The sequence below is a fragment of the Streptomyces similanensis genome, assembly GCF_039543625.1.
GTDB lineage: Bacteria > Actinomycetota > Actinomycetes > Streptomycetales > Streptomycetaceae > Streptomyces > Streptomyces similanensis.
The window spans coordinates 1-15,210 of record NZ_BAABKC010000105.1 but is presented as its reverse complement, the minus strand read 5'-3'; the positions used below and the strand labels follow the sequence as shown (position 1 = coordinate 15,210).

Below are 15,210 nucleotides of genomic sequence, written 5' to 3'. Positions count from 1 at the left end.
GCCCACGTCGAAGGGGTTGGCCGATCTTGGCCAACCCCTTGTCCGCGTGCCCGGGCGGCCGCCTGCCCACGGGCTATCCGACCTGCGGGTCGCCCTTGGTGTACGTGAGGCGTTCCACTGCGCCGGACTGGAACTGGTCCTCGATCTTCTTGCCGTTGACGTACAGCTCGATGGCGCCCGCGTCGCCGAGGATCAGGTTGATCTTGGTGTTGTCCTGGAAGGTCTTGGACTCGCCCTTGTTCAGCAGCCCGTCGAAGAGCATCCGGCCGTTGTGGTCCTTGGCGGAGATCCAGCTGCGCCCGTTCGGCGCGCTGACCTGGACGGTCACCTTGTCCTGGGGGGCGGCGGCGATGGCGCTGTCGGACGGGGCGGGCTTCGGCGCGGCGGGCTTGGTCTTCTTGGGGGCCGGCGCGGCGGAGGCGCCGGTGCTCGTCGTGGCGCCCTCGGCGAGCTGCGCCTTGTCGGAGTCGCCGCCGCCGCCCTTGACGGCGGTGAAGCCGACGAAGCCGATGACGACCACGATCGCGGCGACCATGGCCGCGGTCCAGTTAGGGCCGCGCCGCTCGGGGCGGATGCGTTCCGCCTCGAAGAGCGGGGCGGCCGGGGTGGGGGCGGGGCGGCCGCCGTGCTCGGCGGCGTACTGGGCGAGCAGCGGGGCGGGGTCGAGGTGGACGGCGCGGGCCAGGGTCGCGATGTGTCCGCGGGCGTAGACGTCGCCGCCGCACGGGGCGAAGTCGTCGGCCTCGATGGCGTGCACGATGGCGATGCGGACGCGGGTGGCGGCGCTGATCTCGTCGACGGTCAGGCCGGCGGCGAGCCGCGCGTCCTTCAGGACACGGCCGATGGAGGGGCGGGCTTCCTCGGAAACGTCTTCGAACGGACGCTCGTCTTCAGGGGAGTTGCCGATGGACACGGGGGCGCCTTTCGAGCGTGTTGCCGCCTGTGCTGGACATTCAGTCTAGGGGTGTGCCAAAGGGTGGAGCGACCCGGCGGTACGACTTTGTACGCCATCGGAATGGCCGGTCAATCCGATGGCGGGACAGGTGCGAAACCCGTGGTGGGACTTGGTGGGACCCACACCGGGCCTCTTGCTGAACTGGACGTGCGGCCGGCGGAAAGGGTTGCCCGCCGACGGCTAACGGGTGGATCACGAAACACCCGCCCGCACGGCCGCGGCGGGCGGTGCCGCCGAGGGGACTGCTGCTCCCTCGCCTACCCCTCGGACTCTCCCCGAATCAGGGCCAGCACACCGTCCAGGTCGTCCGGTTTCACGAGAACGTCACGCGCCTTGGAGCCCTCGCTGGGGCCGACGATGTTCCGGGACTCCATCAGGTCCATGAGCCGCCCGGCCTTGGCGAAGCCGACGCGCAGCTTGCGCTGGAGCATGGAGGTGGATCCGAACTGCGTGGAGACGACCAGCTCGGCGGCCTGGCACAGCAGGTCGAGGTCGTCGCCGATGTCCTCGTCGATCTCCTTCTTCTGCTTGCTGCCGACGGTGACGTCGTCCCGGAAGACGGGCGCCATCTGGTCCTTGCAGTGCTGTACGACGGCCGCGACCTCGTCCTCGGTGACGAAGGCGCCCTGCATCCGGGTCGGCTTGCTCGCGCCCATCGGCAGGAACAGCCCGTCGCCCTTGCCGATCAGTTTCTCGGCGCCGGGCTGGTCGAGGATGACGCGGCTGTCGGCGAGGGAGGAGGTGGCGAAGGCGAGCCGGGAGGGCACGTTCGCCTTGATCAGACCGGTGACGACGTCGACCGAGGGGCGCTGCGTGGCGAGCACCAGGTGGATGCCGGCGGCGCGGGCGAGCTGGGTGATGCGCACGATGGCGTCCTCGACGTCGCGCGGCGCCACCATCATCAGGTCGGCCAGCTCGTCGACGATGACCAGCAGGTACGGGTAGGGCTGGAGCTCGCGCTCGCTGCCCTCGGGCGACTTCGCCTTGCCGCTGCGCACGGCCGCGTTGAAGTCGTCGATGTGCCGGAAGCCGTACGCGGCGAGGTCGTCGTACCTGAGGTCCATCTCGCGCACCACCCACTGGAGCGCCTCGGCGGCCCGCTTGGGGTTGGTGATGATCGGCGTGATCAGGTGCGGGATGCCCTCGTACGCGGTCAGCTCGACCCGCTTGGGGTCGACGAGAACCATCCGGACGTCCTCCGGGGTGGCCCGCATCATGATCGAGGTGATCAGGCAGTTGATGCAGGACGACTTGCCGGAGCCGGTGGCGCCGGCGACCAGGATGTGCGGCATCTTCGCGATGTTGGCCATGACGTAGCCGCCCTCGACGTCCTTGCCGAGCGCCACCAGCATCGGGTGGTCGTCCTCGGCGGCCGCGGCCAGCCGCAGCACGTCGCCGAGGTTGACCATCTCCCGGTCGGTGTTGGGGATCTCGATGCCGACCGCGGACTTGCCGGGGATCGGGCTGATGATCCGCACGTCGGGGCTGGCGACGGCGTACGCGATGTTCTTGGTCAGCGCGGTGATCCGCTCCACCTTCACGGCGGGCCCGAGTTCGACCTCGTAGCGGGTGACCGTCGGGCCGCGGGTGAAGCCGGTGACCCGGGCGTCGACCTTGAACTCGGTGAAGACGGTGGTCAGCGATTCGACGATCGCGTCGTTGGCGGCGCTGCGCGCCTTGCCGGGGCCGCCCCGCTCCAGCAGGTCGAGGACGGGCAGGGAGTAGGTGATGTCGCCGGACAGCTGGAGCTGTTCGGCGCGGGCGGGCAGGTCGCGGGGCTCGGTGGGCGGGCTCTTGGTGAGGTCGGGGACGCCGGCGGTCGGCTCCTCCCGCGCGGGGCGGGGGGCCGGCGCCGCTTTGGTCCTCGCCACCGGGACGTCCTGCTCGGGGCGCGCGGCGGGCACGGGTGTGGAAGCCGGCGTCCGGGCCGGGGCCGGCGTGGGGGCCGGGGTCGCGGTGTCCGCGCGGTCGGCGCCCGTGGTGACGCCCTGGGTGAGGTCCGCGACGACCGGCGAGGGCGGCATGCCGTGCACGACGGCGCCGTCGAGCGCGGCGGCGGCAGCGGCGGCGACGTCCACGGCGTCCAGCCGCTGGTCCATGTCGGGCTGCGGCACGGCGGAGCGGCGGGGCCGGCCGCGGCGTCTGGCCGGCGCCTCCGCCTCGGCGCCGTCGGGGTCGTGCTCCTGGGGCGCGGCCTGCCGCCTGCGGGGCCGCGCGGGCAGCGCCTCGCGCCACTGTTCGTCGTAGCGGGCGTCGTCCTCGGTGTACTCGGTGTACTCGCCGAACTCGTCGTCCTCCGGGTCCGGCAGCAGGCCGAGCTTCACCCCGAGCAGTCGCAGCCGCTGCGGGATGGCGTTGACCGGCGTGGCGGTGACCACCAGCAGGCCGAACACGGTGAGCAGCACCAGCAGCGGCACCGCCAGCATCTCGCCCATCATGTACGTCAGCGGGGTGGCCGCTCCCCAGCCGATGAGGCCGCCGGCGTCCCTTATCGCCTGCATGCCGTCGCTGCGGGCCGGCGCGCCGCAGGCGACGTGCACCTGTCCGAGCACGCCGAGGACCAGCGCGGACAGGCCGATGACGATGCGTCCGTTGGCCTCGGGCTTCTCCGGGTGCCGGATCAGGCGTACGGCGACGATCCCGACCAGGATCGGCGCGAGCAGGTCCAGCCGTCCGAAGGCCCCGGTCACCAGGATCTCGACCAGGTCGCCGACCGGTCCGCGCAGATCGGCCCAGGTGCCGGCGGCGACGATCAGGGCGACGGCGAGCAGCAGCAGGGCGACGCCGTCCTTGCGGTGCGCGGGGTCGAGGTTCCGGGCGCCCTGCCCGAGTCCCCGGAACACGGCGCCGACGGCGTGCGCGAGCCCCAGCCACAGGGCGCGCACCACCCGGTACACGCCCCCGGTCGGACTCGGCGCGGGCCGGGGCGCCGGCCGGGCCGCGACCTTCTTGGCGGGCGGCTTCCTGGCCGGCGCCTTCTTCGCGGGGGGCCTTTTCGCGGCGGCCTTCTTCGCCGGAGCCTTGTTGGGAGCGGCCGCCTTCCTGGCGGGCTGCTTCTTGGCTGCGGAGGGACGTGAGGCCATAGGTGTGAGATTACCGGTGGAGACGACGCCGGACGCGTGTGCGCCCGCCTTCACCCGTTCGTGTCGCCTCGGGAGTGGCGCGAAGCTGACGCGTTGGTGTCGCCTCGGGGGTGGCGCAAAGCTGACGCGTTGGTGTCGCCTCGGGGGTGGCGCAAAGCTGACGCCAATTCACCATCGCGACCGTAGCGGCCAATCGAGCCCGGGCCGTCCGGCCCGGTGGCCTCCTCGGCCCAAACGGTTCGCCCCCTCTGGGAGTCAAGGCGTCCCGGCCTCGAACTCGACCCGGAACACCCTGTCCTGACGCCTCCGGACCCGTGCCCGGCCGGCGGTCCCGCCGAGCCCGGCCGGGTCCCATCGGAAGACGGCGGTCCGGCGCGGCAGGCGGGTCTCAGCCCTGCGAGGGCAGCGGGGCTCCGCTGCCCGTCCCGGGCTCCAGCGCGTCGAGGGCGCGGCGCAGGCCGGTCAGCTTCCGTTCGAGGTGGGCCGCCGTGGCGACGGCCGCCGCGTCCGCGGACTCGTCGTCCAGTTGCTTGGACAGCGCCTCGGCCTGTTCCTCCACGGCGGCCAGCCGCGCGGACAGCTCGGCGAGCAGGCCGGCGGACTCCTTGCCGTCGCCGTTCTCCTTGCCGCCGCCCTCCAGCTGGAGGCGGAGCAGGGCGGCCTGCTCCTTCAGCTGGCAGTTCTTCATGTACAGATCCACGAAGACCGACACCTTGGCGCGCAGCACCCAGGGGTCGAACGGCTTGGAGATGTAGTCGACCGCGCCCGCCGCGTATCCGCGGAAGGTGTGGTGCGGGCCGTGGTTGATCGCGGTGAGGAAGATGATCGGGATGTCCCGGGTCCGCTCCCGCCTCTTGATGTGCGCGGCTGTCTCGAAACCGTCCATGCCCGGCATCTGGACGTCCAGCAGAATGACCGCGAAGTCGTCCGTGAGCAGCGCTTTGAGCGCTTCCTCCCCGGACGATGCCCGCACCAGCGTCTGATCGAGCGCGGAGAGGATGGCCTCCAGCGCCAGCAGATTCTCCGGCCGGTCATCGACCAGGAGGATCTTGGCCTTCTGCACCATGGCCCGCCCTCCTCGCCCCGGCTTGGGGCCGCCCCTGTCCGCAGGAACCGGGGAGACGCCGCCGGGCGCCGCCCCAGTGGACGACTCCCGTGAGCCGTCCGTCCTTGTGCCGGTCATCGTAGCCGCACCCCGCCCGTCGCCACACCCTGTCACCGCGATGTCACTGTGCACGTAACGGAAACGGGGCGCGAGACCAGAAGGTTCCCCGATTCCCGCACTTCTACACGGCTTCGGCCGCCCGGAATCGACAACTCCGCTCACGTCCCGGAAGTTCCCGCCACCGCGCTCCCGTCACTCGCGCCGCACCGGCCGTCGCTCGCGTCACTCCCCCCGCATCCACTGCTCCATCACAGCCAGCAGGCTGTCGGGGTCGACCGGCTTGGTCACATAGTCGGAGGCGCCCGAGCCGAGCGCCTTCTCCCGGTCGCCCTTCATCGCCTTGGCGGTCAGCGCGATGATCGGCAGCCCGGCGAACTGCGGCATCCTGCGGATCGCCGTCGTCGTCGCGTAGCCGTCCATCTCCGGCATCATGATGTCCATCAGGACGACCGCCACGTCGTCGTGCTGCTCCAGCACCTCGATGCCCTCGCGGCCGTTCTCGGCGTACAGCACCGACAGGCCGTGCTGCTCCAGGACGCTGGTCAGCGCGAACACGTTGCGGATGTCGTCGTCGACGATGAGCACCTTCTCGCCGCCGAAGCGGATGTCCCGGTGCGCCTGCGCGGCGGCCTCGGCCTCCGCTGCCGCCGCCGCGCCGCCCGCCGGCCGCGGCTCCCGCACCGGCTGCCGCTCCTCCTGCGGCCGGTCCTGCCGCCGGCCGCCGCGCTGCTCGCCGGCGGCGGGACCTGCGGCGGGCAGCGCCTTGCGGCGGCGCCGGAACAGCGCGGCCGCGCCGTTCTGCGTCTCCTGGTACGACTTCACCTCGGCCGGCGTCTCGACCTCGGCGGCCGACAGCTCCGACAGCTCCGACAGGCCGGGCAGTTCGGACAGGTGCGGCTCGGCGGCGGCGACCAGCTCGTCGGCGTCGAGCGCGGAGGCGGGCTGCTGGTAGCCGTGCGGCGGCAGGTCGCCCGGGTGCAGCGGCAGGTACAGCGTGAACGTGGACCCGCGGCCCGGCTCGCTCTGCGCGTGGATCTCGCCGCCCAGCAGCTGGGCGATCTCACGGGAGATGGACAGCCCGAGACCCGTACCGCCGTACTTGCGGCTGGTGGTGCCGTCCGCCTGCTTGAACGCCTCGAAGATCACCCGCATCTTGCTGGCCGCGATGCCGATGCCGGTGTCGGTGACGGAGAAGGCGATCATGTCCGCCTCCGGGTCGGTGAGCGACCCGGCCTCCAGCAACTGCTCCCGGATCGCCTGCGGAACCTCGTCGCGCGCGGGCCGGATCACCAGCTCCACCGACCCGGAGTCGGTGAACTTCACCGCGTTGGACAGCAGGTTGCGCAGCACCTGGAGCAGCCGCTGCTCGTCGGTGTGCAGCGTGGCGGGCAGCTCCGGGGAGACCCGCACCGACAGGTCCAGGCCCTTCTCCGCGGTCAGCGGCCGGAAGGTGGCCTCCACGTAGTCGATCAGCTGGACCAGCGCGATGCGCGTCGGGGAGACGTCCATCTTGCCCGCCTCGACCTTCGACAGGTCCAGGATGTCGTTGATCAGCTGGAGCAGGTCGGAACCGGCGCCGTGGATGGTCTCCGCGAACTCCACCTGCTTCGGGGAGAGGTTCCCCTCGGCGTTGTCGGCGAGCAACTTGGCCAGGATCAGCAGCGAGTTCAGCGGCGTACGCAGCTCGTGCGACATGTTGGCCAGGAACTCGCTGCGATAGCGCATGGAGACCGCGAGCTGTTCGGCGCGCTCCTCCAGGACCTGCCGCGCCTCCTCGATCTCGGAGTTCTTCGCCTCGATGTCCCGGTTCTGCTGGGCCAGCAGCTCGGCCTTGTCCTCCAGTTCGGCGTTGGACGCCTGGAGCGCCTTCTGCCGTTGCTCCAGCTCCTCCGACCGCAGCCGAAGTTGCTCGGTCAGCTCCTGGGACTGCTTGAGCAGTTGCTCGGTCTTGGTGTTGACGGAGATGGTGTTGACGCTGGTCGCGATCATCTCCGCGATCTGGTTCAGGAAGTCCTTCTGGATCTGTGTGAACGGCGTGAACGAGGCCAGCTCGATGACGCCGAGCACCTTCCCCTCGAACAGCACGGGCAGCACGATCACCTGCGCCGGCGGCGCCTCGCCGAGCCCCGAGGAGATCTTCAGGTAGCCGTTGGGCGCGTCCTTGACGAGGATCGCGCGCCTCTCCTGGGCGGCCGTCCCGATCAGCGCCTCACCCGGCCGGAACGACGTCGGCATGGAGCCCATCGAGTAGCCGTAGGAGCCCAGCATGCGCAGCTCGTAGGCGCTGTCCGGGTCGCCGCCGAGATCGCTGCCGTCGGCCGGCGGCATGGCGACGAAGAACGCGCCGTGCTGAGCGGAGACCACCGGCGTCAGCTCGCTCATGATCAGCGAGGCCACGTCCTGGAGGTCCCGGCGGCCCTGCATCAGCGCCGAGATCCGGGCCAGATTGCCCTTGAGCCAGTCCTGCTCCTTGTTGGCGATCGTGGTGTCGCGCAGGTTGGCGATCATCTTGTTGATGTAGTCCTGGAGCTCCTGGATCTCGCCCGAGGCGTCCACGTCGATCTTCAGGTTGAGGTCGCCGCGGGTCACCGCGGTCGCCACCCGCGCGATGGCCCGCACCTGCCGGGTCAGGTTCCCGGCCATCTCGTTCACCGACTCGGTCAGGTCGCGCCAGGTGCCGTCGACGTCCCGCACCCGCGCCTGACCGCCGAGCTGCCCCTCGGTGCCCACCTCGCGGGCGACCCGGGTGACCTCCTCGGCGAACGACGACAGCTGGTCGACCATCGTATTGATGGTCGTCTTCAGCTCCAGGATCTCCCCGCGCGCGTCGATGTCGATCTTCTTGGTCAGATCGCCCTTGGCGATGGCAGTGGTGACCATGGCGATGTTGCGCACCTGACCGGTCAGGTTGGACGCCATCTGGTTCACCGACTCGGTGAGGTCCTTCCAGGTGCCGGCCACACCGGGCACGTACGCCTGCCCGCCCAGGATGCCGTCCGTGCCCACCTCACGGGCCACCTTGGTGACCTGGTCGGCGAACGAACTCAGCGTCTTGACCATCGTGTTGAAGGTGTCGGCGAGCTGCGCGACCTCGCCGCGCGCCTCGATCGTCACCGTCCGCGTCAGGTCGCCGTTGGCGACGGCGGCCGCCACCTGGGAGATGTTGCGCACCTGCATGGTCAGGTTGTTGGCCATCAGGTTGACGTTGTCGCTGAGGTCCTTCCAGATGCCGACCACACCCGGCACGTGCGCCTGGCCGCCGAGGATGCCCTCCGTGCCCACCTCGCGCGCCACCCGCGTCACCTGCTCGGCGAACGAGGACAACTGGTCGACCATCGTGTTGACGGTGGTGACCAGCTCCAGGATCTCGCCCTTGGCGTCGACGGTGATCTTCTTCGACAGGTCGCCCTTGGCGACGGCGGTGGTGACCTCGGCGATGTTGCGGACCTGGATGGTCAGGTTGTTCGCCATGAAGTTCACGGACTGGGTGAGGTCCTTCCAGGTGCCGGCCACTCCCTGCACCTCGGCCTGACCGCCCAGGATGCCCTCGGTGCCCACCTCGCGGGCCACCCGCGTGACCTCCTGGGCGAACGAGGAGAGCTGGTCCACCATCGTGTTGAGGGTGTTCTTCAGCTCCTGGATCTCCCCGCGCGCGTCCACGGTGATCTTCTGGGAGAGATCGCCGCGCGCCACGGCGGTGGCCACCTGCGCGATGTTGCGCACCTGCGAGGTGAGGTTGCCGGCCATGCCGTTCACCGAGTCGGTCAGGTCGCGCCACACCCCGGCCACGCCCGGCACCTGCGCCTGGCCGCCGAGCCGCCCTTCGGTGCCCACCTCGCGGGCGACCTTGGTGACCTGGTCGGCGAAGGCGGAGAGCTGGTCGACCATCGTGTTGATGGTGTTCTTCAGCTCCAGGATCTCGCCGCGCGCGTCCACGTCGATCTTCTGCGACAGGTCGCCGCGGGCCACGGCCGTCGTCACCTGGGCGATGTTGCGCACCTGACCGGTGAGGTTGGACGCCATGGAGTTGACGGAGTCGGTCAGCTCCTTCCAGGTGCCCGACACGCCGTCCACGCGGGCCTGGCCGCCGAGCCGGCCCTCGGTGCCCACGTCCCGCGCCATCCGGGTCACCTGGTCGGCGAACGACGACAACTGGTCCACCATCGTGTTCACGGTGTTCTTCAGCTGGAGCATCTCGCCGGACACGTCCACGGTGACCTTCTGCGACAGGTCGCCGTTGGCGACCGCCGTCGTCACCTGGGCGATGTTGCGCACCTGACCGGTGAGGTTGCGGAACGCGGTGTTGACGGAGTCCGTCAGGTCCTTCCACGTGCCCGCCGCGCCCGGCACCTGCGCCTGCCCGCCCAGCTCGCCCTCGACGCCGATCTCCCGCGCCACCCGGGTCACCTCGGCGCCGAACGCGGACAGCTGGTCCACCATGCCGTTGACGGTGTTCTTCAGCTCCAGCATCTCCCCGGCCACGTCGACCGTGACCTTCTGGGAGAGGTCGCCGCTGGCCACGGCGGTCGTCACCGCCGCGATGTCGCGCACCTGGGTGGTGAGGTTGCGGAACACCGTGTTGACGGAGTCGGTGAGGTCCTTCCACGTCCCGGCCACACCGGGCACGTTCGCCTGCCCGCCGAGCCGGCCCTCCGCGCCCACCTCGTTGGCCACGCGCGTGACCTCGTCCGCGAAGATCCGCAGCGTCTCGGTCATCTGGTTGATCGTCTCGGCCAGCCGCGCGACCTCGCCGCGCGCCGGGACGGTCACCTTCTGCGACAGATCGCCGTTGGCGACCGCCGTGGTCACCTGGGCGATGCCGCGCACCTGGGCCGTCAGGTTGCCGGCCATCAGGTTCACCGAGTCGGTGAGTTCCTTCCAGGTCCCGTCCACCCCCGGCACGTGCGCCTGACCGCCCAGGATGCCGTCCGTGCCGACCTCGCGGGCGACCCGCGTCACCTCCGAGGAGAACGCGGAGAGCTGGTCGACCATCGTGTTGACGGTGTTCTTCAGCTCCAGCATCTCGCCGGCGACGTGCACGGTCACCTTGCGCGACAGATCGCCCTTGGCCACCGCCGTCGTCACCAGCGCGATGTCCCGCACCTGGGCGGTCAGCCGCGACGCCATCGTGTTGACGGAGTCCGTCAGGTCCTTCCAGGAGCCCGACAGGCCCCGCACCCGCGCCTGGCCGCCGAGCTTCCCCTCGGTGCCCACCTCACTGGCCACCCGGGTGACCTCGTCGGTGAACGTCGACAACTGGTCGACCAGGTTGTTGACCGTCCGCCCGACCTTCAGGAACTCGCCCCGCAGCGGATGCCCCGCCCCCTCGGCGGCCTGCGTGCGCAGCTCCATGCGCGGCGAGAGATCGCCCTCGGCGACCGCCGACAGCACCCGCCCCACCTCGGAGACGGGCCGTACGAGGTCGTCCACGAGCGCGTTGGAGTTCTCGATCGCCGCCGCCCAGGAACCCTCGCAGGCGCCCGTCTCCAGCCGCTCCGTGAGCTTTCCCTCACGCCCCACCACGCGCCGCACCCGGGACAGCTCGCCCGTCAGGTGCAGGTTGCGGTCGGCGACCTCGTTGAAGACGGCGGCGATCTCCGACATCACGCCGTCTCCGGCCACCGTGAGCCGCTTGCGGAAGTTCCCGTCCCGCATCCCCACCAGCGCGGCCAGCAACCGGTTCAGGGCGGCCGTGTCCACCGCGGTGGTGCCGCCGCGCGGTGCGCGCCGACTGGTCAGGGACGAGCCGGACGGTCCGCCTTTCGCGCGCGTCTTAGTGCCCCGCGTCGCTGCGCCAGACTCCACTGTGTCCCTCCCGCAGGGGTCGACCATTGCTGCTGTGCTGACGGCACCACCGTTGGTAGTACCTACTGATCGGCGTATCAGTTACCGCCGCGTACGTCTGCCCGATGCGACCAGGCCACACGAAAGAGCCGCTTCCCCGCAAGCGGAGAGCGCACCCCGCCCGACCGCGCCGACACCATGAGCCTGCCCAGTGTTTCACTCCCGCCGAACCAGGCCATAACAGTTCGGCAGCTTCGCACACCGTCCGCACACCCTCCGGGCGAAATCACCGAAGACCGGCATCCGCACGGGCGGCGAAGGTAAGTAACCTTGCATGCGGCTGTCCAGCCGCGCCGGTCCCGACCGGCCTGGGCGGTGGCACGGAAACGAGCGGGCATCGGAGGGCGGCCGCACACAATGACCACCGGAGTGATCCCCGGGGAACAGCCCCCGGAGCCGCGGCCGCGGGGCCCGCAGCTGCCGGAGCAGCGCGGCGAGCCGCTCGGCCCCGAGGAACCGCCAGTCGACGACCGGACGAGGAGTTCAGTGATCACCGCGCGCGCGGCCGCCAGTTTCGAGCCGCTGGGACGATCCGTCGCCACCGCCCGCTCCTTCGTCCGCGACACCCTCCAGGGCTGGGGCTTCGGTGACATCGTCGACGACGCCGTGGTGCTCACCAGCGAACTGGTCACCAACGCCGTCGTCCACGCCGGCACCGCCGCCGACGTCCTGTGCCTGCGCAGTGACGAAGGGGTGCGCATCGAGGTCAGCGACCGCTACCCCGAACGCGAGATCCCCCTCCAGGGCGCCGCCGTCGACATGGGCAGCCCCGACCGCGAAGGCGGCCGCGGCCTGCAACTGTGCGCCGCCCTGGCCGGCCGCTGGGGCGTGGAGTACACCCCCACCCACAAGATGGTCTGGTTCCGCCTCGACCTGCCCGCACGCCCGGTCGGCACCCGCGCCGCCGGCCCCGTGCTGCCCGCCGAGCTCCTCCCGCTGGCCGACGGCCGGGTCCGCGTCGCCGTGGTCCAGATCGACCGCGGCGGCACCATCACCGCCTGGAACGAGGACGCCGAGGAACTCTTCGGCTACGCCCCCGAACTGGTCACCGGAAAACCGCTCACCGACCTCGCCGCCTGGCCGCACACCCCCGGCACCGGCACCGGCATCGCCGAGGCGCTCCGGCTCTCCCGCTGGGAGGGCAGCTACGGCATCCGCGGCGCCCACGGCCGCGTCATCCCCGTCTACGCCTCCCATCTGCGCGTCCGCGACACCGGCGGCGAGCCGTCGACCGTCTGCCTGCTCGTGCGCGACCACGAACGCGCCGTCCTCCAGACCCCGTTGCGGGTCCCCAACGGCGACACCGGCGCCGCGGGCGACGGCTCGAACACCGACCCGTTCGAGGTCTTCATCGGCTCTCCGGCCCCCGACGACCTCGACGGCCTCCTCCAGCGCACCGTGGAACGCGCCCGCGACATGCTCGACGGCGACGCCGCCTTCCTGCTGCTGGCCACCGACGACGAGACCGAGCTGGAGGTCCGCGCCTCCACCGGCCTGCCCTCCGCCCGCCAGCGCTTCGCCCGCGTCCCCGTCGAGGCCGGCCCCGGCCGCTACGGCTCGGCCCGCATGCCCGCCGTCCACGACGACCTCACCGCCACTCCCGCCGCCGTCCCGCTGCTCGGCGGCACCGGCATGCGCTCGGTCGTCACCGTCCCGCTCAAGGTCGAGGGCCGGCTCACCGGCTCCCTCGGCGTCGCCGCCGAAGCCCCCGGCAGATACTCCAACGAGGAGGCGCTGCGCCTCCAGTTCGCCGCCGACCGGATCGCCCTGGCCGTGGAGTCCGCCCGCCTGGGCGAGCTGGAGCGGCTGCGCCGCGGCTCGCTCAGCTTCCTCGTCGAGGCCTCCGACCTGCTGGCCGGCACCCTGGACCGCGACCAGACCCTCGCCCTGATGGCGCAGATGACGGTCCCGACCCTCGCCACCTGGTGCGCCGTCTACACGATCGCCGACCAGGCATCCGACCCCTACCTCTCCTATGTCCTGCACGAGGACGAGGAACTCATCGACGGCATCAAGTCCCTGCTGTCGAAGATCGCCCCGCCCGACCCGGTGCCGACCCCCGGCGCCCGCGTCTGGTCCGCCCCCGGCGAGGCCGCCCACCAGGCCGCCCTGCGCAGCTCCATGCGCAGCCTCAGCCTCGGCGACTCCCACCACCGCATCGGCAGCACCATCGGACCCACCCTCGCCACCGCCGCCGCGGTGGGCGGCGAGACGGTCGTCCTGCCCCTGGTGGCCCGCAACCGCGTCATCGGCATGCTCACCCTCGGCAAGCCCACCGACGACCACTTCCGCCAGGAGATCCTGGAACTGGCCGAGGACCTGAGCCGCCGCGCCGCCCTCGCCCTGGACAACGCCCGCCTGTACTCGGAGCGCACGGCCATCAGCCAGTCCCTCCAGCGCAGCCTGCTGCCGCCCGGCCTGCCGCAGATCGACGGCGTCGAGGTCGACGTCATCTATCGCGCGGCCGGCGAGGGCAACGAGGTCGGCGGCGACTTCTACGACCTCTTCCCCATCCGCGACGGCGCGTACGGCTTCGCCATCGGCGACGTCTGCGGCACCGGCCCGGAGGCCGCCGCCGTCACGGGCCTGGCCCGCCACGCACTGCGCCTGCTGGCCCGCGAGGGCTACGGCGGCCCGGCCGTCCTGGAGCGCCTCAACTCCGCCATCCTGGACGAGGGAGCCCGCAGCCGCTTCCTCACCCTGCTCTACGGCGAGCTGTGGCCGCAGGAGGACGGCAGCGCCCATCTGAAGGTGGTCTGCGCCGGCCATCCGCTGCCGCTGCGCCTGCGCCAGGACGGCACGGTGGAACCGGCCGCCGAACCGCAGCCGCTCCTCGGCGTCATGGAGGACCTGGAGCTGTACGAGCAGTCGGTCACGCTGGACCCGGGCGACGTCCTGCTGTGCGTCACGGACGGCGTCACCGAGCGCCGGGAGGGCACGCGCATGCTGGGCGACGACGGCCTCGCCGACGTCCTCACCACGTGCACGGGTCTGACGGCCGGCGCGGTCGCGGCCCGCATCATGCGCGCGGTGGAACGCTTCGCCTCCGACGCGCCCTCCGACGACATGGCGATTCTCGCGATGCGGGTGCCGGAACTGCTGCCGAGGGACTGAGCCCGGGCGGCTGCTTCGGCAGCCGCCCCCGGGGAACGCGAAAAGACCCCGCCCGGAAGGGCGGGGTCTTTCTGTTCGGAGCCCCCAAACGGAATCGAACCGTTGACCTTCTCCTTACCATGGAGACGCTCTGCCGACTGAGCTATAGGGGCCTGTCGCCTTTTTGGGTTTCCCCCGCGGCAACGAAATAGATCATACCCCGAATCCGGCCGTGCTCCCAACCACGATCGGCCCGCCCAGCGCGTTGCACGCCGCGACGATCCGGTGCATCTCCCGTCGGGTCAGCGAGGCGTCCACCGGCAGCGCGAGCGTCTCCTCGGCGGCCCGCTCGGTCTCCGGCAGCGACAGGTACCGGCGGAACGCGGGCAGCCGGTGCACGGGCGTCTTGACCGGCACCCGGCAGTCGACTCCCCTGGCCCGTACGGCCCGGGCGAAGGCGTCCCGGTCCGGCCGGCCGTTGCCCGGCACCCGCACCACGTACTGCTGATAGCTGTGCCCGGCGCCGCCGTCCGGCGTGCGCACGCCGCGCAGCCGGGTGTCCAGGTAGGCGGCCCGCTCCCGGCGCCGCGCCAGCTCGTCGTGCGGCGCGTCGGACTCGCCGTGCTCCAGCACCAGCAGCCCGTGCCGCCGCCCCACCTCGTGCAGCCGCCCGACGTCGGCGGACCGCCCGAAGCGGTGGACGGCGACGACCGCCGCCGTCCGCCCGGTCACGGCCGCGTCGACCGCGGTGGCGTCGAGGCAGTACGTCACCGGATCTATGTCGGCGAACACCGGCTGCGCTCCGGCCGCCGTCACCGCCTCGGCGACCTCCACATTGCCGAACGCGGGTACGACGACCTCGTCACCGGCGCCGACGCCGGCAGCCCTGAGCAGTGCAGCAGTCCTCATGGCGCAGATGTTCGTAGCGCGACGTGAACGTCAAGTGACGTGAAACAAAAAAGGGTTGGACCCGGAACCGAAGTTCGGGGTCCAACCCTTTGTAAAATTTGTTCGGCGGTGTCCTACTCTCCCACAGGGTCCCCCCTGCAGTACCATCGGCGCTGTAAGGC

6 protein-coding genes and 1 tRNA gene are annotated in these 15,210 nt (G+C 71.3%); 1 reads left to right on the top strand and 6 read right to left on the bottom strand.

Annotated elements, in window-relative coordinates; all coding sequences use genetic code 11:
- Window positions 1-73: 73 nt before the first annotated feature.
- The 4 genes from ABEB07_RS30220 to ABEB07_RS30205 form a co-directional block, all read right to left on the bottom strand.
- Entirely contained in the window at window positions 74-913 is an 840-nt protein-coding gene (locus ABEB07_RS30220) for a RodZ domain-containing protein (protein ID WP_164585841.1), read from the bottom strand.
- Window positions 914-1,212: 299 nt separating this feature from the next.
- Window positions 1,213-4,038 (bottom strand): DNA translocase FtsK, encoded by a 2,826-nt coding sequence (locus tag ABEB07_RS30215; RefSeq protein WP_345671240.1) that lies wholly within the window; start codon window positions 4,036-4,038, stop codon window positions 1,213-1,215.
- A gap of 388 nt (window positions 4,039-4,426) precedes the next feature.
- Complete coding sequence (locus ABEB07_RS30210) at window positions 4,427-5,104, bottom strand: response regulator (protein WP_164586347.1); 678 nt, start codon at window positions 5,102-5,104, stop codon at window positions 4,427-4,429.
- A gap of 321 nt (window positions 5,105-5,425) precedes the next feature.
- Window positions 5,426-11,008: a HAMP domain-containing protein gene (locus ABEB07_RS30205; protein ID WP_345671239.1), complete on the bottom strand. Its 5,583-nt coding sequence runs from the start codon at window positions 11,006-11,008 to the stop codon at window positions 5,426-5,428.
- A gap of 396 nt (window positions 11,009-11,404) precedes the next feature.
- On the opposite strand from ABEB07_RS30205, the gene ABEB07_RS30200 reads away from it, so the two are divergent.
- Window positions 11,405-14,161, top strand: coding sequence for a SpoIIE family protein phosphatase (locus tag ABEB07_RS30200; protein WP_345671238.1), 2,757 nt, complete (start codon window positions 11,405-11,407; stop codon window positions 14,159-14,161).
- Between the two features lie 79 nt (window positions 14,162-14,240).
- On the opposite strand, the gene ABEB07_RS30195 is transcribed toward ABEB07_RS30200, so the two are convergent.
- Together ABEB07_RS30195 and ABEB07_RS30190 are read right to left on the bottom strand one after the other, a co-directional pair.
- Window positions 14,241-14,313: transfer RNA gene (locus ABEB07_RS30195), tRNA-Thr, on the bottom strand.
- A 40-nt stretch (window positions 14,314-14,353) separates the two neighbouring features.
- Window positions 14,354-15,034: a DegT/DnrJ/EryC1/StrS family aminotransferase gene (locus ABEB07_RS30190; RefSeq protein WP_164584484.1), complete on the bottom strand. Its 681-nt coding sequence runs from the start codon at window positions 15,032-15,034 to the stop codon at window positions 14,354-14,356.
- Window positions 15,035-15,210: the final 176 nt, after the last annotated feature.